General features: G+C 57.0%; 7 protein-coding genes, 2 pseudogenes and 1 other annotated feature. Of the genes and pseudogenes, 2 read left to right on the top strand and 7 right to left on the bottom strand.

All coding sequences use genetic code 11. The features are described 5' to 3' along the window. Positions 1 to 8: 8 nt before the first annotated feature. Together kdpA and kdpF are read right to left on the bottom strand one after the other, a co-directional pair. Complete coding sequence (gene kdpA / locus AC4ANE_RS11375) at positions 9 to 1,703, bottom strand: potassium-transporting ATPase subunit KdpA (RefSeq protein WP_044344885.1); 1,695 nt, start codon at positions 1,701 to 1,703, stop codon at positions 9 to 11. Positions 1,704 to 1,705: 2 nt separating this feature from the next. Continuing rightward, on the bottom strand, positions 1,706 to 1,801 hold the full coding sequence (gene kdpF, locus AC4ANE_RS11370) for a K(+)-transporting ATPase subunit F (protein ID WP_003406089.1): 96 nt from the start codon (positions 1,799 to 1,801) through the stop codon (positions 1,706 to 1,708). Positions 1,802 to 2,043: 242 nt separating this feature from the next. On the opposite strand from kdpF, the gene AC4ANE_RS11365 reads away from it, so the two are divergent. Further along, positions 2,044 to 2,307, top strand: coding sequence for a helix-turn-helix domain-containing protein (locus AC4ANE_RS11365; protein WP_004659166.1), 264 nt, complete (start codon positions 2,044 to 2,046; stop codon positions 2,305 to 2,307). An 84-nt stretch (positions 2,308 to 2,391) separates the two neighbouring features. Here the strand turns inward: AC4ANE_RS11365 and AC4ANE_RS11360 are convergent. After that, a pseudogene (locus AC4ANE_RS11360) lies at positions 2,392 to 5,349 on the bottom strand (RHS repeat-associated core domain-containing protein); the annotation flags it as partial. A 49-nt stretch (positions 5,350 to 5,398) separates the two neighbouring features. On the opposite strand from AC4ANE_RS11360, the gene AC4ANE_RS11355 reads away from it, so the two are divergent. Next, positions 5,399 to 6,621 (top strand): IS3-like element IS51 family transposase gene (locus AC4ANE_RS11355; RefSeq protein ID WP_095178853.1). Its coding sequence is split into 2 segments (ribosomal slippage): positions 5,399 to 5,684 and positions 5,684 to 6,621, totalling 1,224 coding nucleotides; the frame shifts between segments, so codons are not numbered across the junction. Next, positions 5,677 to 5,793: a sequence feature (AL1L pseudoknot), on the top strand. It overlaps the preceding gene by 117 nt. 38 nt (positions 6,622 to 6,659) lie before the next feature. Here AC4ANE_RS11355 and AC4ANE_RS11350 read toward each other — a convergent pair. From AC4ANE_RS11350 to AC4ANE_RS11335, 4 genes and pseudogenes are all read right to left on the bottom strand, one after another. Then, a pseudogene (locus AC4ANE_RS11350) lies at positions 6,660 to 8,543 on the bottom strand (sugar-binding protein); the annotation flags it as partial. 92 nt (positions 8,544 to 8,635) lie between these two features. After that, a complete protein-coding gene (locus AC4ANE_RS11345) occupies positions 8,636 to 9,121 on the bottom strand; it encodes a hypothetical protein (protein WP_031598855.1) in 486 nt (161 codons plus the stop codon). 51 nt (positions 9,122 to 9,172) lie between these two features. Continuing rightward, positions 9,173 to 14,365 carry a hypothetical protein gene (locus tag AC4ANE_RS11340; protein ID WP_058886730.1) on the bottom strand — a complete coding sequence of 1,731 codons (5,193 nt, stop codon included), beginning with the start codon at positions 14,363 to 14,365 and terminating at the stop codon, positions 9,173 to 9,175. Positions 14,366 to 14,418: 53 nt separating this feature from the next. Further along, on the bottom strand, positions 14,419 to 18,711 hold the full coding sequence (locus tag AC4ANE_RS11335) for a hypothetical protein (protein ID WP_081029278.1): 4,293 nt from the start codon (positions 18,709 to 18,711) through the stop codon (positions 14,419 to 14,421). Positions 18,712 to 18,988 lie beyond the last annotated feature (277 nt).

The raw sequence follows: 18,988 nt of genomic DNA, 5'->3' as shown, positions 1-18,988 counted from the left end.
TCGGTTCCTCAGAAACCCAGGCTCAGGTGTTCGGCAATCGGCCCCAGTGCCAGGGTCGGCAGGAAGGTCAAACCACCCACCAGCAAAATGGTGACGGTCAGCAGAGTGACAAACAGCAGGCCGTGGGTCGGGAAGCTGTTCTGACCCTGTGGTGCGGTTTTCTTCATGGCCAGGCTGCCAGCCAGTGCCAGCACCGGCAGGATGTAACCAAAGCGGCCAATGAAGATCGCCAGGCTGAGCATCAGGTTGTGGAACACGGTGTTGGCACTGAAACCGCCGAACGCCGAGCCGTTGTTTGCCGTGGCCGAGGTGTAGGCGTACAGCAACTGACTGAAACCGTGCGGGCCGGGGTTGCTGACCGCACCGGCCGGGCCAGGCAGGCTGGCAGCAATCGCGCCCAGCACCAGCACGCCGACCGGCATCACCAGCAGGGTGGCGACCAGCAGCCGGACTTCCTGCGCTTGCAGCTTCTTGCCGAGGTATTCCGGCGTGCGGCCAATCATCAGGCCGGAGAGAAATACCGCAATCAGTACGTTCAGCAGCATGCCGTTGAGGCCCACACCCACGCCGCCGAAAATCACTTCACCGACCATCATGTTGACCAGCGCAACCATGCCGGTCAGAGGGTTGAGGCTGTCGTGCATACCGTTGACCGAACCGTTGGAGGCCGCAGTGGTAGCGACTGACCACAGCACCGTGCCGGTGGTGCCGAAGCGGGTTTCCTTGCCTTCCAGCGGTGCGGTCTGCTCGACACCGGCGATGTTCAGTGCCGGGTTGGGCTGGTACTCGGTCCACAGCGACACCGCGCCGCCGATCAACAGCAGTGCCAGCATGCAGCCAAGAATCGCGCGGCTCTGGCGCATGTCCTTGACGTAGTGGCCAAAGGTGAACACCAGCGCTGCCGGGATCAGCAGGATCGACACCAGTTCGAACAGGTTGCTCCACGCCGTCGGGTTCTCGAACGGGTGCGCCGAGTTGACGCCGAAGAAGCCACCACCGTTGGTGCCCAGCTGCTTGATCGATATCTGGCTGGCCGCAGGGCCCATCGGCAGGCTTTGATCCGCGCCTTGCAGGGTCAGCGCATCAATGTAATGGCCGAAGTTCTGCGGCACGCCCTGCCAGACCAGAAACACGGCCAGCACGATACTGATCGGCAACAGCCCATAGAGCGTGGCGCGGGTCATGTCGGCCCAAAAGTTACCCAGGCTCTGCGACGAGCGACGGCTGATACCGCGACATAGCGCGACCAGCACGGCGAGACCTGTGGCAGCGCTGACGAAGTTCTGCACGGTCAGGCCGACCATCTGGCTCAGGTAGCTGAGCGACGCTTCGCCGCTGTAGGCCTGCCAGTTGGTGTTGGTGACAAAACTCATCGCCGTGTTGAAAGCCAGCGACCATTCCATGCCCGGTAGTTGCTGCGGGTTGAGCGGCAGCGCGCCTTGCAGCATCAGCATCGCGAACAGCACGACAAAGCCTGCCAGGTTGAACGCCAGCAAGGCCCACATGTATTGCTGCCAGGATTGCTCGGTTTTCGGGTCGACGCCGGAAATTCGGTAGCAGGCCCGCTCGACCGGCCCCAGCACCGGGCTCAGCCAGGTGCGCTCGCCTTCCATGACCCGATAATAGAAACGCCCCAACCAAGGCGCGGGTGCCAGCAGCAGGACCAGAAAGGCCAGGATCAACAGATAATCGTAACTGTGCATGATCACTCCTGACTCTGGTCGGCGCGCAACAGCGCCACCAGCAGATAGATGAACAGCCCGACTCCCATCAGCAGCGAGATACCATCCATAACGCTCATTGAAATTTCCCCCATCAGGCAACACCGATACGGCACAGGCCGCGTGGGGAGATTGTCCGCAGGCAGGGTGTAAAGGCGCGAGATCGACAGGCTGGTCGGGGCGTAAAGAAGCTGTAAAAAAGCGCTACAGCCTTGACGGCGCAAGGCCTTCGCGGACCTCCAGCGCTGTCATTTATGTCAGGTTCGCGTTGGGGATTGCGGGGGTATCGTGGTGCGGCGATCTTCAGGAAAAGGACTTCACCATGCTTCGCGACAACGGAAAACCACCCGGCACCACGCCGCCCTCCCACACCACACCCGCCACTGTCCAGTTGACCGTCAAGGAACGACAAGTCCTGGAATGGGTGGCGATCGGCAAATCCGCGTGGGAGATATCCCGTATTCAAGGGTGCACGGAAGCGACCGTGCACTTTCATACCAGCAATATCCGCCGCAAGTTCGGGGTGACGTCATTGAAGGCGGCGCTGGTGATGGCGATCAGGCAGGGGGTTATTTTGGTGGAGTGATGTAAAACGTATTTCAAGCTTTTGAGTTAAGCCGGGCAACAGTAAATCTGTTGTTGCCCGGTTATTCTGGGAAAACGCGTGCCATCAAGAATTCCCATCACCCAGGTAACTGCGCTGCGCTGTGGGAACTCTTATTCCATCTCTCTTTGCCAGAGCATTAGCCTGCGCTATCCTTTGTTGTTGAGCAGTGACAGCCTGATCAATATCAAACTCTTTCGCCGAGCGCTTGAACACATCTCTTGCATATGGAGTGATCGCTCGTTGCCCGACATTAGTTTTGGCAAACGTTGAAGCCTCGTACAGGTCCTGAAACGGTTGATAGTTTGCTTGTGCAGCTTTGTATTCGTTGGCGAGCCTTGAAGTATCAAGCCCTTTGGAAACTGCACGATCAAGTTTCGTCTGAACACTTTGCAGTTCCTTGAACGCGACATCCGATTTTACCGCCTTTCTCGCCACATGCTTGTCAATATTTACGACATCCTTAACCGTCACTCTACTTAATCGGGCTGACTCACCGTATCTGGTCTTGAGGAGGCTTTTGGGGATATTCTTGGCCGTCGAACTGAGAGGCGCCGTAAGAAGCCTGATCAACGCCCCCCAAGGACTATGCCCCGACGGATCCACCCTGTTCACCGGGTCCCCCTCGACATACGCATACCCATTCACCCCTCCCTTGCCAAACGGACTCCAGCTATCGGGACTGTTGAAGCGCATCAACACCGGGCTGTAGGCCCGATAACCATTCCCCAGCATTTGCCAGCCGCTATCCGCCTCGGCCAGTTCGCCATTGAACCCCAGTTTACCGAGTGGTGGAGCTTCACCGCTGGCATGGCCGTAGGCCGTATACCTCCTCCGATTGATCCCGTCGCCACCCACCTCGCCCAGCACACTGTCGCTGCCGTCTGTGGCAAGCAGCAGCGTGTGATCACTCTGCTGTTCGGCCAGCAGGTAGTCGTCGCCACGCATGAAGGTGCTCTGGACATGGCTGCCAAGTTGATTGGCCAGCCCTGCGTCGCTATAGAAGCGCAGGTCCCTGTCGTCGCCACGGGTCTCCCCGGTCAGTTGGTCCTGGGGGTCATACTGGTAATGAATGCCGGCCGAGGGCGTGCCTACTTCGATCAGGCGGCCGAGGGGATCGTATTTAAGCGTGCGCCCGGCTTCGTCGGTTTTGAGGTTGCCGTCCAGGTCGTACTCAAGTTTGATTTCAGACGGGTAGTATTTATCGTTAGTGTTCATCACCCGGCTCAACTGCACCGGGTCGTCACCTTCGTAAAAATACCTGGCATTGTTGCTCTCGACATTGCTGTTGTCGTCGCTGCCGTCATTGAAGCGGGTCGTGACGACCGTCAGGTTGTTCGCGCCATCGAAAGTGAAAACCTGCGCGCGGAGGGTCCTGCCATAGGGGTCCACTGGCCGCTGAGTTCCCGTGCATTGGTATTGACCCAGGCGACCGGACGTATCGTAAAGGTAGGTTTCGTCACGGAGTGTTTCAGTGCCTTGGCGCAGGATACGCTGGACCATGTTATCCACATCATCATAGACCTGAACCATCTGTTGCTCGACGCCGTCGAGGTCAAATGTACGCTTTACTTCCCGACCCAGATCATCATATTCAAGGCTGATCGCGACGGTTCTCTCGCGGCTGCCGTCGGTCTTGTCGGTGGTGGTGATTTTTGCGAGGCGACCAAAGACAGTGTCGTAGTCGAACGTTGAATAGACCTCACCCAGCGAGGTTTCGTAAAGACGACCGCAGCTGTCATAGCGGTTGACCTGCTCCTGTCCCAGTACGTCGGTGTAAGACAGCAGCAGGCCCAATCGGCTGTAGCTGTAGAACATGTCGTAGGTCTTGCCTGCCGAGGTGCGCTTCTCGCTTTTCAGCGAGCCGGTGCTGTAATACTCGCGATCCAGTATCTCGTCCTGCTCCGAGGAATGAAGCAGACGAGCATTCTGCTTATCGTAACTGTAATCGGCAGCCACACCCGGCTCCGCAGTCCGGACAGGCCCGGACTCTTTCAGCGGATCAACTTCGCAGGTGGTTTCAGGTTCAGGCACAGCTTCGGACTGCACCCTGCGCCACGGCTCATCGCCCACCTGGGGCTTGTATTCGTAGTCGATTTTCCGCTTGCTGGGCAGGGTTATCGTTTTGGGTTGCAGCAGACCGGGGTCGTAAACAAGCGTACGTTTACGACCCCCGGTGACAGAGCTGACCAGACGATCCAGCCCATCGAACTCCTGCTCTCCCAACACAATGCTTTTGCCGTTGTGCTCGATGCCGATACTGACGGGCAAGTCTTCGCTGCTGTAGCCAGCATAGCTGCGACGCACGATGGCCCTGCTTGGCAATGTGGACTCGATCACCCGATCAAAGACGTCGTAAACAGAGGTGGTGCGCCGCTCGCCGCCCGCTTCCCCGACAATTTCCTCGACACGGCGGCCAAGGCCGTCGTAATGGTACTGGCTCAGACTGACCGAGTTTTCAGCCTGATCCTTTCGCTCGCTGCGGGTCGGCTGTTCGAACAGGTTCATCCAGGTCTCGGTGAACTCGCTTTTACCGCCACCGTTGCCTTCGATCCAGCTACGTTGAATCGGGCCCTGCGATTGCGCCGTACCAATAGGGTCGGTCTCTTCGAACGTCTTGACGCCATCCGGCCCGGTGACGCAGCGCTGCTTGCCCCAATCGTCGTATTCGAAGACGCTCTTGAGCGCCAGATCCTGCTGGCCCAGCCAGTCAAACTCGGTCTCACTGACCATAAGCCCCCACGCATCATAAACAGCCTCGTAGGTCTGTCGGGGCTTATCGGCGCGTGCAGGATTATCTGCGTCATCCCGTTCCTCACAGACGACTCGGTTGAGGCCATCGAAGTGGCTGCAGGTTTTTACCCCTTTGACGTCGATGAGCGTCTGCATGGCCTGATCAGTCGCGTTGGCACATAGCTGATACTCGTAACTTCTGGTCGCGTTGTAGGTTTCATCATTTGGTGCCACGGTTTCACTCAGCACACGTCGCAGGCTGTCGTAGACATAACGAATTTCCACGTTGTTGAACCGCCCCGGGTTTCTCGGAGACTCCAACCTTTGAGAGGATGGAGCGATGAAAAAACTACCGAAGTATTCCCCAGAGGTCCGTGAGCGGGCCATCAGGATGGTTTTCGAACACCTTCCTGAGTACGAGTCGCAGTGGGCCACCATCAGTGCCATTGCCCCCAAGATCGGCTGCACGCCCGAGACATTACGGCTGTGGGTTCGCCAATCTGAGCGCAACAGCGGCCAGCGTGATGGGCTGAGCACAGTCGAACGTGAGCGAGTCAAGCTCTTGGAGCGTGAGAACCGTCAGTTGCGTCAAGCTAACGAGATCTTGCGTAAGGCCTCAGCCTATTTTGCCCAGGCGGAGCTCGACCGCCCATTCAAACGATGAAGACGTTTATTGATGAAAACCGCCAGTCTTACGGGGTCGAGCCGATTTGCAAGGTGTTGCCAATCGCCCCGTCGACGTACTACCGGTACGCTGCTCAGCAGGCTGACCCCAGCCAGCAGTCAGCGCGTGCGCAGCGTGACCAGGAACTGGGTGAGCACATCCAGCGAGTCTGGGATGAGCACTTCCAGGTATATGGCGTGCGCAAGGTCTGGCGACAATTGCTGCGTGACGGACTGCAAGTCGCCCGCTGTACGGTGCAACGTCTGATGGGAGAGCTGGGCCTGCAAGGCGTGGTACGCGGCAAGCCCGTCAAGACGACGGTCAGCGACCAAGCCAGGCCGTGCCCGCAGGATCATGTCAACCGTCAGTTTGTGGCTGAGTGCCCGAACGCCCTATGGGTATCGGACTTTACCTACGTCAGTACCTGGCAGGGTTTTGTTTACGTGGCCTTCATCATTGATGTCTTTGCCCGATTCATCGTCGGTTGGAAGGTGTCCAGTTCAGCGCGTACCGATTTTGTACTCGATGCACTGGAGCAAGCCCTTTACGCCCGTCGCCCAGTCAAGCAGGGTGGACTCATTCACCACAGTGACCGTGGCGTGCAGTACGTGTCCATTCGCTATACCGAGCGTCTTGTCGAAGCCGGTATTGAGCCATCGGTCGGGAGTGTCGGTGACTCTTACGACAATGCTTTGGCTGAGACCATCAATGGTCTTTACAAGGCTGAAGTGATTCATCGACGCTCTTGGCCCACACGGGGGGCGGTGGAGCTGGAAACCCTGAAATGGGTGGACTGGTTCAATCACCGCCGCCTGCTGGAGCCAATCGGTCATATTCCACCGGTCGAAGCAGAAGCAATCTATTATCAGCAACTCACCGAGTCTGCCCAGGTGGCATGACTCAAACAAAAGGGTCTCCGAGAAACCCGGGGCGGTTCATTGTTGTCGTCGCGATTGAGCAAGGGTTCGCCATCGAGCAGAGAATCCTCCAGCGTAATGACCTTCTTCGCGCCATCGAAGCCGGTTACGGTCTGTACGGTTTGCAGCACTGTCGCGGCATAACGGCTGCTCTCAGGGACGCTTTCGGGAGTGTTCTCGGGAGCACTTTCAGTGGTGTTCTTGGGGAGGCGCACAGGAATGCTGTAGGCGTACGCTGTGCTGGTCACCTTTCCACCCATGATCACTTGCTGCAATTTGAGCCGACCGTGCAGGACTGCATTGTTCGGCTCATCGAAGTATTCGTAGGTCGTGCGTTGCTGTTCCTGCTCACCGTCAGGGGCCTGCATCAGTAACGTCTCGCTTTGCGGTGCAAGCCATTTCTGTAGCTGGCCGCCACCCACTGCTGGCAACGCAAGGTAGCGATAGCGGGTGATCAGGACCGGTGCCTTGCCGTAGCCGGATATCGCCGGGGTGACCTTGCTACTTTTCATCCAGCGGACGAAGCCTTCAGGGTCCTTCGGGCATCCGTCCTCGCCGTCGGCCAGATACCACTCACTGGCCTCGACCACACCGTTGGCCTGAGTCTGAGTGAGCAGATTACCGTGCTTGTCATACGTGCTGCTGACAGTCTCACTGCGCGGCACACTGCCGTCTGACGACAGCCGCCAGGTGGTCTGGACCTCTTTGGGCAGCTGACAGTAGGCAATCTGAGTCGAAAAGGGTTCTCCCGGCTCGATGTAGTAACGAGTGTCCACCTGCATGACGCTAAGGTTCTTGCGCGTGGTTTCTCGAGTGAGCAGGTGAAACTGGTTGAAGGTTCGTTCGATGCTGCGCTCGGCATCAGCCTTGCCCGCGACCTCGACACGCAATGTTTCGGTCGACGAGTACTCGTATAGCTCCGCCCCGCGGTACAGATACAGATTGTCCAGACCATTGTCTTCCCAGGCGATATCCAGCCCTGCGCCCAGAAAATTATGCTCGCGCCCGAAACTGTCCTTGTAAGTGTAATAAACGTCCATTTGCGCCTGCCCCAGGCCGGGCGTCGTGCGATGGCGCGTGACTCTGGGGAGAGGCGCGCGTTCCGCCCTCTCAGGAAACTGATGGCCGCTGTCGGTATAAAAGATCTCTTCCCGGCCGCCAGCGGGTGTTTCCACCGCCGTCATGCATAAATGCTCACGGATCGTGTTGTATACAAAACGCCAGGAGGCAGCATTGTCGGTCGGCAATTCGATACGGTTGACACGGTGATCCGATCCACCCAGCACCATCACGAAGGTCGCATCGGGGCCCTCGCCAGTGGTCATACGCAACTTCACCGACGTTGCGTCGCGGCTGATGCCGAGCAGGAGCTGACCCGAGTCATCCTTGATTTCGCTGAGCATTTGATGCCCGCCGAAAGAAGCGTAATCCAGCGTGATACTGTGACCTTCAGGGGCGAATACGCGCACCGGCAGCGCGACTCTGTTGGTGCCGCTGCCGCGCATTTCGAGCTGCTCCACCAGACCGGACTTGTGCATCACCCGGTAGTGATTATCGTCCTCCTTGTACAAGTGGAAGCTGTCGATTTTCTTTTCCGACATCAGCATCTGGCCGTCGCCGGTGCCATCGACCTTGAATGTCTCGCCGCTGCTCAGCGATACGATCTGCTTACCCGGATCGTACTGCGACAATTGCAGGTTCCAGCCAAGACCAAAGCCGCTGTCCTGACGGTTGAGAGGATTATAGTTGAGTGCCAGTGGCATGCCCGGGCCACGCAATCCGTTGGTTTTGACATCGGGCAGGGTGATCGCCACCGTGTACTGCCCGGTGCGGGGGTCAACGCCGCTCTGTACATAACTGAGAAAGTTGAACGCGTTGGAGTGTACGGAAGTCGATGCTGTCATGTTCCATGAACCTCGAACTTTATGTATTAAGATAACCGCCGCCCACGGGGGCGACGGTTAAACAGGCCTGACACGTTCAGTTGTACTAACAGCTAATCCGATACATCGACACGCACGCAGGACAACTTGCCTTTTATATTTTCATCACCGTCATACGCCTTGATCACAAGAACGCCGCGACTGACGATGGTGCCGACCGGTTTGCTTCTGAGCTGGTCGATGGATATCCAGGGTGTTGTAAGGGGGTCGATATAAGTCTCGAGCCCAAATACCCAGCCTCCCGAATCATTACAATCTCTGGATTCCAGGTATATCTTCATGGCTGAGCGCACATTATCCAGCTTGATAAAACTCATCTCATCGTTCGTGCACTCATGATCTTCTTTGTTGAGATAAACCGTGTCGTCCTTGGCGGTAAAGGTGCAGTTCTTGCCTCCGCCATCAGCGTTTGCTGCGAGCATGATCAGTCGAACCGCCTGTGCCGGGGGCTTTGGCACAGGGCTGTGGGACGGGACGAGCGTACAGCCTGTCAAACCCGCAAGCACTACACACGCAAAGGTTTTACTTAGCGCATTCATAATAATAATGACTCCCTGTCGGTGTGTGGCATCAATGCCTCATTCGGGCTTCTATACCGAATAGAGGGTATGCATGAGACGGTTGCGCCTGCCGACGCCGGTGGCCAGAAAACCGATTCGTCGTTTATGGGCATTGCCCTGCTTATCGAGCAACAGGACTGCTATTTCCCCCATCAATTTGTCGCGTGCGAGGTGACCTGCCGGGATATATTCAAGGCCCCGGAGGCGGTGCAGGCTGATGACCAGTTTGCCGGTCTCGAATAAGGACATCTTGACGTCAATGTCCAACGTGTGAACATCCCCCATCACGTCCTGGAGCGCTTCGTCAAAGTTCACCTTGCTTACATCACCGATAACCGCAGGGTCGTCGAAAATAAAACCCGTCCAGCTGAACATTTTTTCTTCTTTCTGCTCGCTCTCCCAGAGAATGATCGACGTATTGATCACGTCACCGTCAGGCTTGGAGGGCAGAAACTTCAGCGTCTCGAAGTTCACCCATTGCCGGGTATCGGGGTTAATGAAAGCCAGCGTCCAGTAATCAGTGGTCTCGAACTGGTAATCGAAATGCACATCCTCCCCAAAGTCCGGAGCCCCACTCAACGGCGGATCAACCGGAGGATCTCCGCCATCCCCATGTGCACGCCGCGGAATGAAGGTGTAATTGCGGGCATCGAACCTGGGCAAGTGTCGCGGGGTGATTTCAACCTTGCTGTTCATCTCTTCAATCATCAAAGAGGTCCACCAATTGGCGTTGTCATCCTGAAATTTCGCGTGGAAGACGCCGATGAAACCCGATGCCGCCCGGCTGTGCAGGAAGAAGTTCTGCGTGATTGTCCGTGACGCATCCAGGCCCGATTCAGCAGCCAAGACGCCGGCCCCGGATAGCTCGAAGCGGTTATATTGACTGCGCACGCGCCACTCTTGGCTATCCCCCTCGGGTATGCCTTCAAGATGGGAGAGTACTGACTCGATACATTGATTGGATTCATCGTATACCAGACGCATGGAGGCCCTTTCGGTGGGACTCAGCTCGTACTCGATGCCGTTGTGCGGCGTTATCTGGGTCTTGATCTGCAGCCTGAGTTGCTGATAACCGTTGGGGTACAGATTGCCTGTATTACCGTAAGGCGATGACGAGCCAGGAACCGTGACGATAAACATCGACATTTCTTGCCAACTTTCTTCATCGATGACTTCGGATAATTCGATGACGCTATAGCCGTACGCCATAACCACCCCATTGCTCAGCACTTCACAGCTCACCACGCTACTGGCGACAAGCGCCTCATCGGGCGGCATGAAAAGCCCCTGCCGATCAACAGTGCCAAGCCCACCCACCACTTTCCAGCGCCGCTCAAGCCCGGGCAGCAGTGCGCTGTCATCGTGTAAATGCACCGCTACCTTGGGCCGTGCTCTGGGTACGAAAGACGGCTCGATACGCAGCGTTTGCTGCCCGTTGGCAATAAGCACCGTAGCGATACCACGGTCATTACCCAACGCCTCTATCTGTTGCACCGCCAGTGCTCTTTTTCCGGACCTGGCATCCGGACTGAAGAGCGCGCCCTTGCCGGCCTCACTCAACCTGCCAAGCTCGGGGTCCAGCAACGCCCAGCTCACCGGGCTGCCGTCAAGCGTCGAAGCCGCCAGCGAGACCGTTTGCAGCGCAGCCCCCCCTGGCACTACCGTTACACGTGGCGCCAACTCCATGCTGCGTGATACCACACCCACCAGCGCCGAGACCTTGACGACAGCGCCTGACTCTTCATACGTGGCTGTGATTACCACGCGCAGCGCGTCATGGCCGATCGCCTCAATACCCGCCGCCGTGTAGACGCCGCTGGAAGAGATGCTGCCGCTTCCGGTAGCCAGGTGGCTTTGAATGCTTAATGCACTCCAGCTGGTGGCCGGTACTTCTTCGCCTTGCGGGTTGTGCAGGACAAATCGCTGAGTCTGCCCGGCCTTCAGGGTCGAAAACAGGGGTGTAATGCTGGCCTGTGTCGAACGAAGGCTGCCAAACAACAGCAGGTCATGTGGACGGTATTGCTCAATTGGTTCGAATACGCGTCCACAGGTGAACTTCAGGCAGTCCGCCACGTGCAGACGTTCACGCTCGATCATCGACTGAGTCTCCTGCGAGAGCATCAGCACCGTGCCGTAGATTGGCTGACCATCTGCCCCACGATCATCAGGTATCGGATAAACGAAATCATCTGTCGGCGCAAACACGCCTTCAGCGTCGCCATCCTGCGCGCCCATGAACAGCACAAGCGCGCCATCACCGGTAGTAGTGTCCATACGCGCATCGCTTGAACGCGGCGCAGCGCGGGTAACAAGCCGCAAGCTGGCTGGCGTCTGAACATGATAGCGATTGAGCTGTGCCTGCAGCACAGAGAAAACCCGGCGATGAAGTGCAATCTGCTTAAACTCCTCAGCAAAGAAATCTGCCAGCCGCAGATTGATCACATCATCGAAGCCCCCCAGATTACAGGCAATGTCAACCCCGCCGGCCAGATCGAGCAGCACATGCCCCTCCTCCCCCACGAAGAGGTCAACAGTCATCGCCAGCCTGAAGCCCATGGGCTCGCTGATGATGAAGCTGCCGGACACGGTAGTTACACTCCCCTCCGGCTGATGCAAGCCGCTGTAACGGCCAGACACGATGTTCATCGTGACGAGGACACTGCTGGAGCCCGGCGAGTCAGGCAGAAACGACAGGACCGGCACGCCCAGCTCGACCTGTTTCAGACGAACAGTGTCGCCTTGTCGCTCATCCACCACGATGTCGCCGGTGAACAACGGCAAGAAGGCCAGATCCTGATAGCGTTCGATGTATTGTTGCTCTATATGCCGGTTGAGCTCGCTGCGACTGACCGCCGCGACGGCTCCCCAGCCTTGGGTCAAGGTACCTGCACCCGCTCGCTGCACGATACCGCTCAATGAACGGGGCATTGCAGTAGCCGCCGTGCCCTCCGCTGTCCCGGTCAGTGCCTGCAACACACCGGAGGAACCACTCAATGGCAGCGGCAGAATCAAGTGCCCGGCCATTGTGCCAAAATACTCGTCTTCAAATTCTGCAAACACGACAACGTAGCGTTCGGGTGCTTTGGCATCACTGCTGTACACACCCGTGGCGTCTATAGAGCCCGGCCCATCAATACTCCAGGTGACTGGAAGGTCACGGCCATTGACGACGACTTTCAGCTCGGCACGCTGATCATTGACGCTGGCAAGCGTTATGAACAGCATCGGAGGGTGGCGAACGACCAGTACCTGAATCGATTGGGTGTGCTGATCGTCGCTGACCGTTATTGTGTCAAGGACATAGGTATTCCCTGGCCCCCCTGCACCGGCGACGTAAAACTTCTCATGCGATGCATCTACGCCGTCCTCAAGCGTCCCGCTTTCTCCGGCTACCGGATCGACCACCGTCCATTTCAGGCTGGTTGCACGCGAACTGCGTGCTGTAAGCGCTACCCGCTGACCGTGATTACACACCTGAATCAACGGGCTGACGCTGACGCTGCTGGTGAGCACCGTCACCACAGCGGTACTGTAATGCCCCGACACCGGGTCCATCGCCTTGATCAGTACACGCTGAAAGCCCTGCTTTGCGGGCAGCGCTGCGGGCGCCGTATACCGACCCTGCTTATCGATTTCTCCCAAACCTTCAGTACCGTCATCCGATGGATCTTCCAGGGTCCAGACGATGCCCGACCGCGCAGGCTGGGTGGTCAATTGCAGCGCTTCTCCCGTAGCGATCAATGCCTGGTGCCCGGCGATACTGAACGTCGACGCACCGGGATCGATGCGTCCGAACACGACCTGGTCATAAGGCAGGCGCTTGAGTACAGGTTGTAACACTTGCTCGTCAGGCAATAGCCAGCCGCCCAGAAAACGCTCGGCGCCAGTTGCATCCAGGGTTTTGCTCAACCCTTGCAGCAACGCGTGTTTGACGGTGTAGGCCACGAAACCGTTGACCTGCTCCAGCTCCCCGGAACTCAGGTTGTCCAGTGTTCCTGGAACGGCGCTGACTTCATGGTCGAACAGGTAAGGTGTATAAAGATGCCCTTCCACTGCCTGACCATCCGACCCACCTTCGGTCAGATGAAACTCATGCCTGAGGCTGATGTTGAAGGTAGCGTTGTGCGATTGCCATTCATCGCTGTCCAGCGCTCTGTAGCGAAAGCCCAGCGTGCAGGGAAATTCCCAGGTCTGCGTGGTCTGGGCGTACTCGAAGTCAATGGTCAGGGGATGCTGGGCGTTGAAGGCCTGAACGCTGAACGGTTCCGATTCAAAGACGAATTCCGCGCTGCGATATTCTCCAGCCGGAACTGCAAACGTGCCGGCCTGAGCGACCATCCGCTGCAGCGGTTTATCGTCCGGAACGCTGAAGCTGAAGTCAGGCGCTTGCAGCATTTGTATCACCGCATGGCCAAAGGCAGCACGGTGCAGTGCGTGAGAGGAAAACACAGCGGTCGCCGAGTACGACTGCTGAGCATCGTTGGGAATCAGGTAACGGAAGTCGGAGTCGCCACCCGGAATCCCGCCCGTCACGCCGTATTCCATGGTCGCGAACAGCAGTAACGCGCCTTTTTTATGGACTGATACAGCATCGGGGCTTTCAAGCTGTGATCGCACATCGATTCTACGTACATTGAGCAATTCGTTGCTCTGCTCGTTGAAAATACCCAGCCTGAACTGCTGCTCATGATTTTCCGGGTTGCTGAACCAATCCTGAAAAAAGTCGCCGATCTTCTCTCGTTCGGTAGAACCGCCCGGAAAATCCAGTGAAAGATTTTTAGCCAGACCAAGGTCCACCACCAGATCCGCGCTTTGACTGCTCAGTTCCAGATCGAAATCCAGGCCTGGCGCGTTCAGTGGGTCGTAGGCTGCGATTCTGTGAATATTGTGTTGCCCTTGAGCGTTCTCTATCACGGTATGCAAACCGGCGATAACTGAAATGCGCCAGGCCAGCAGCGAATTCTCCAGAACGCTGTGCTTGAACGACAAGCCTGGTGGCCCGAGAACGCAGCCCGAGAAAAAATGGGAATCAAACGTATCGGGAATCGTGATACTTCCGTCCGGCACCGGACGCGACATTCCCTGAGCCAGACTCTGTTGGTAAACATGGTCGAGGAGCTCGTTGACCTTGTCGCCATCCAGAGCAATGATCGCGTCCCAGCCTCTGAGACGCGTGGTATTTTTCATCCATGCCAACAGACTTTCCGCTGAATAACCAGCCATGACATCACCTCCTGTGATGTTGATATATATATATAAGACCGATGTGCCTTGGGTCAGGACGCTGGGACTTCTTTGCCCTTCATCAATTCCAGCTCCTTGGCGAACCCGCCCACTGGTAGCGGCAATATGATATGCCCCTCCATGACGTCAAAGACTGGATGATCGGCCTCGGCAAAAATAAGCACAAACCGGTCAGTCGACGAGATGTCGGGGGTGTACAAGCCGTCACTGATGCTCCCGCTCCCGGCGCCTACTCTCCATCTGACGCCAGGCAGCGCAACGGCATTGGCAAACGCTTGCAGTTGAACCTGATCAGCACGAATGGTCACAACGTCCATGGGCTTGCCGACCTTCGCAACCTCCAGAACTTCAGAAACCTCCACGGTTTTTACGACTTTCACGGTCAACAGTGGGGTTTGATGCTTTACCAATACCCACGACGAAACACTCGCCTGCCCGCTGGTCACGACTATCTGATCCAGGACATAGGTTTTGCCGGGCACCTTGTGCGCCGCGACGTAACGGTGATCACCATCAGCCAGTGCACTGCCCTCCAGAACACCGCTTTCGCCGGGAACCGGATCCTTGAGCGACCAGTGCATTTCTTCTGTGCCGAGCGAACCTGCCTCGAGCTCCACAATCTGCCCGGCGTCACACACCTGAATCAACGGATTGACGGTGATCGGGTTGGTCACGATCGTGACCAGTGCCGAACTTCGATAGTTCGAGTTCATGTCAGTGGCCGTCACCCGAACACGCGTGAACGCAAGCTCGGTCAAAGAGGCTTCCGGCGCGTAATACCGGCCGGTGCCATTGATGGCACCGAAGTTCTGCGCATCGCCCTGCAGACGTTCGACACTCCAGGTCACATTCGCACCCGGCGGTTGAATGGAGAAGGTGGTGGAACTGTCGACCACCATCAGATGCTCCGCCGGGCTGACGACAAAGTCTGCCCCGGAACTGTTGATGCGGCCGAAGGCGGCTATGTCTCTGGGCGCACGCAATACATCAGGCACAATGGCTTCGTTGAAATTGAGATCGATACTGTCCCGGATGAACGAACTGATCGGCACACGAGTAGCGAGTTTGCGTGCCAGTGCGGCTTTGATGTCGGACTCGAACGGGTCCTTGTTCAACTTCTCAAAATTGCTTTTTACCGCCGCTATTAAAAACAGTAATGAAAAGCTGTTTGCTGGTGGAGGGATCTCCACGAAAGTCAGGCCATCGATGATGGTGTTTATCGTGAGGCTGGGGATCAAAACCAAGTCGTTGTTTTCCTCGGCGAAGGTATAAATGCACCGTACATCGACCGTGACGACCTTGCTCATGACCAGCAGCGCCCCATGGCCTGGCAACGTAAGCACAACGCCGGGGGTTGCTTTGGACTTCCAGGTCAATGCCACCGTGCCATCGGCAATGAGCTCCACAGACAAAGGCGTGCTCCCCAACGCATCAAGCCAGGTCTCGGTTTTGTAAACATTTGCCAGGACTGACACGCCATCGATTTGAACCTGGACATCCTGGCTGCTCGACTCGGACGTCTTCAGTCTGCCCGACGTGGCAGTCGCCTTGACCAGTCGGCCGGAGCCATCATGAACAGGTTTGAACACAACGCCTTCAATAACCGAAGCAATGGTCTTGGTCACTTCACCTATGAACAGTGCCGCCTTGAACGTACGCTCCGCACTGAACAACACGGTGGCCGAGTAATCTTTCCCGACATCATCCGGTATCAGGTATTGGTACTCTACCGGGATGTCGCCGCCTTCCTGACTGCCTTCCAGACGAATGAACACCAACACGGCCCCGTCGCCGTAGTTGGCGGCATGCGGGTCGAGAGGTGCAGCGGGATTGGTCTGGGTGCGCAGTTTGAAAGACTGTGGGTGCATCAGATTATTCGTGCCACGCTTGATCACGCCAAGCGTCCATATGCGCTCCTCGTCCGGCAACGCATTGAACAAGGCTTTGAAAAAAGCTCCGCCGAGTGCCCGGTCAGTCCTGTCAGCCGCGAAGGTAAGAATGAAATTGTCACTGTCCTTGAGGTCGAGCCGCAGCCGGCCATCGCTCTCGATATTGCCCGGGACCCTTTCCAGCGCGAGATCCAGTGTCAGCTTCGGACCTTGCAGCGCATCGATATGGATGACCCTGTAGGCTTCCCAATTATCGACGTTATTCTTCATCGTCAATTGGGTTCCGCCCAGGATCGAACAGGTCAATGTTGCATGAGACTGACCGAGGTTATCGTTCGAGAAGGCCAGCCTGGGCGCATCCAGAATAAAATTGTGAATGCTTTCTTTAAACCCTTCGCTCAGTCTCACCTCTCCGCTCACAGGCTTTAGATAGGTATCCGACGAAAAACGCGCGACATACTCCTGAAGCAACAGGTTATTCACCTTGCCTCGGGCCATTGCAGCGATGGAGTCCCAACCCCACATAACATTATTGTCGAGGTCTTTCATCCACTCGGTCAGGTGGTTCAGCGTGTTATTGGCCATGGGGTTACGTCCGTGTATGTGTGGGATCATGCCAGTGGCTGTTGCGTCCTGCGCCAGCCCGCCGGCCTGTAAAGAATGACCGTCCAGTGCGATGAAATCGATAGACGGAAACTGTGTGTAAGTCGCCCCGTCATCAAAGCTGACTTCAACCGTCACGGTGTTGGTCAGAGTTTTTCTCTGCAGACTCTCCAGAAAGTCCCTCGGGATGATCACCGACACCTGCCTGGATTGGTATTCCGCCTCACTGAGCGGTTCGGCTGCGCCGGTACGTAGCCCGACCGCTTGTGGCGAACCCGATTGTGACAAGCCAATGGCCTTGATTCGTACCCGTTGCCCGGGTGCCATGTAGGGCCAGGATGCGAGGTCCAGACCCGCACCTTCTGACGGCACAAGGTCGAGGTAAAGCAGGGTATCGGTAATGCGTGGTCGCATGATCTGGATAACCGGCCAAACGCCGACAAGGCCTCTGACTTCCAGTTTGAATACCGGCGAAGTGCCTGACTGCGACAGCGAAACGACCTTGTAATACACCTCTACCCACTTGCCCATATTGGCCGGAACCGCCGTGGACGGGATGATGAACAGGCGCGGATCGTCTGGTGAAGGATCAGCGATAAAGCTGCCCGTGCTTGTATTGCCCTCCCAGTGCATCTGTACCGTGGAATCGTCACCGATGAAAGCATCGTCCGGTATGCGAATTTTCACCCCGTTCTGCAGCAACGAGGCATAGATATAGCCCTTTACTCCCCATTCTTCAGCGCTCTCGATCTGGGCGTCGTCGATAACGGGCACAGGAAGATCGAGCGGAAGACTCAGCATGACCTTGCGCGGCAACGAACTGGCGGCATGGCCTGGTCGCGCGTACTGATACACCAGCTCGATTTCCTTGCCGTTATTGGCGCAAAGCCAGGCATTCGCCAGCGAGAACTGCAGTACGCCACTGTCGAGATTGGATATGTCGGCCCTCAGGGTCTGCACCAGCATATTGCCGCTGGAAACGTAAACCACGACATCGTCATCGATCTGCATGCCGAAAGGATCGATCAGCAGGGTGATGCCGTCAGGAAAGGCTTCCGGATCCAGTGAGCCACCGTTGAAATCCTTGATCCTCAATGGCGGCAATAACGCCGCTGACGGTGCGACGATGGCCAGTGACTGGGTGACTGAATCCGTTATAAATGTGGAATCGGCATACTCGATGCAGTAGCTCATCAGCGCGACGCCATTTTCAATTGACAAAAATTCGCCAGCGGTTATCGACCACCGCAAAGGCTGGCCCACCTCGTTCCCAGTCAATAACCGGGACTCGACCAGAGGGTACAAGGAGCAGCCGTCCTCGAAATAAAGATCCAGTGTGAGGGTCACTCTGTCGCCCTCGCGCATGGCCAGATACGGCGGCGTCACGATCGACACCTGACTGAGGCCCCACAGCAGGTCGGGATCAAGCTTCAGATCGTGAGACTCCTTGCATTGCGGCACCCCCAGCCCGGCAGCCGTTGGTGGACGTTTGCCAACATAGAAAAACAGTCGCCGGGACTCCTCGACGCTACCTTCGACTGTGTACGAGTAAAACACCCAGCCCTTGTCAAGCCTCATCAGCAACGGGTTATTGATCATCAGCGGCATGCCTTCAGGCTGCAGCCCCCTAACCTCGATAAAATCGCCGACATAGTCGTCCACTGCGCCCTCAGCGCCACAACCTCGCCAGTTGGGCATGAACAGATCGCCGTTCGTGATCCCTGGATAGTCGATCCAGGTGAGCAGGTCGGCGCTGCCCAACTGATCCAGGTCGAGGTAATTCCCGGGCTGCTGCAGGTCGGGCACCTTGGGGGCGGGAAAATCCAGCGCCATGAGTGAGACTCCTTTCTCGTTTCCGCCTGAATGGGTGTATCGCAAGGGTTGCCCCTGCAAATGCGGATAGGACTTTTTTACGCCGGTGCTCACCAGTTGCCCACTAGCACTACTGCTAGGTTGTTGCCCGGATACGGACTGTTAGGGTTAGGCAAGACCTCCAGCCACACGGACGCCTCAGGGAGTTCAGGCTTGGGGGGCGTCAATGACCAGAGCGCAAGGACTGCACAATTGTCAGACACCGCTGCGCTTGTCCCGCATCAATCAGCGAGGTCCG

The sequence above is a fragment of the Pseudomonas sp. Pme6b genome (assembly GCF_058129925.1).
This window is presented reverse-complemented; position numbering and strand designations above follow the sequence as displayed.

What these genes read in the sequence shown, in the direction of transcription:
- kdpA (WP_044344885.1), bottom strand. Translation starts at nt 1,703, where the DNA reads ATGCACAGTTACGATTATCTGTTGATCCTGGCCTTTCTGGTCCTGCTG.
- kdpF (WP_003406089.1), bottom strand. Translation starts at nt 1,801, where the DNA reads ATGAGCGTTATGGATGGTATCTCGCTGCTGATGGGAGTCGGGCTGTTC.
- AC4ANE_RS11365 (WP_004659166.1), top strand. Translation starts at nt 2,044, where the DNA reads ATGCTTCGCGACAACGGAAAACCACCCGGCACCACGCCGCCCTCCCAC.
- AC4ANE_RS11345 (WP_031598855.1), bottom strand. Translation starts at nt 9,121, where the DNA reads ATGAATGCGCTAAGTAAAACCTTTGCGTGTGTAGTGCTTGCGGGTTTG.
- AC4ANE_RS11340 (WP_058886730.1), bottom strand. Translation starts at nt 14,365, where the DNA reads ATGGCTGGTTATTCAGCGGAAAGTCTGTTGGCATGGATGAAAAATACC.
- AC4ANE_RS11335 (WP_081029278.1), bottom strand. Translation starts at nt 18,711, where the DNA reads ATGGCGCTGGATTTTCCCGCCCCCAAGGTGCCCGACCTGCAGCAGCCC.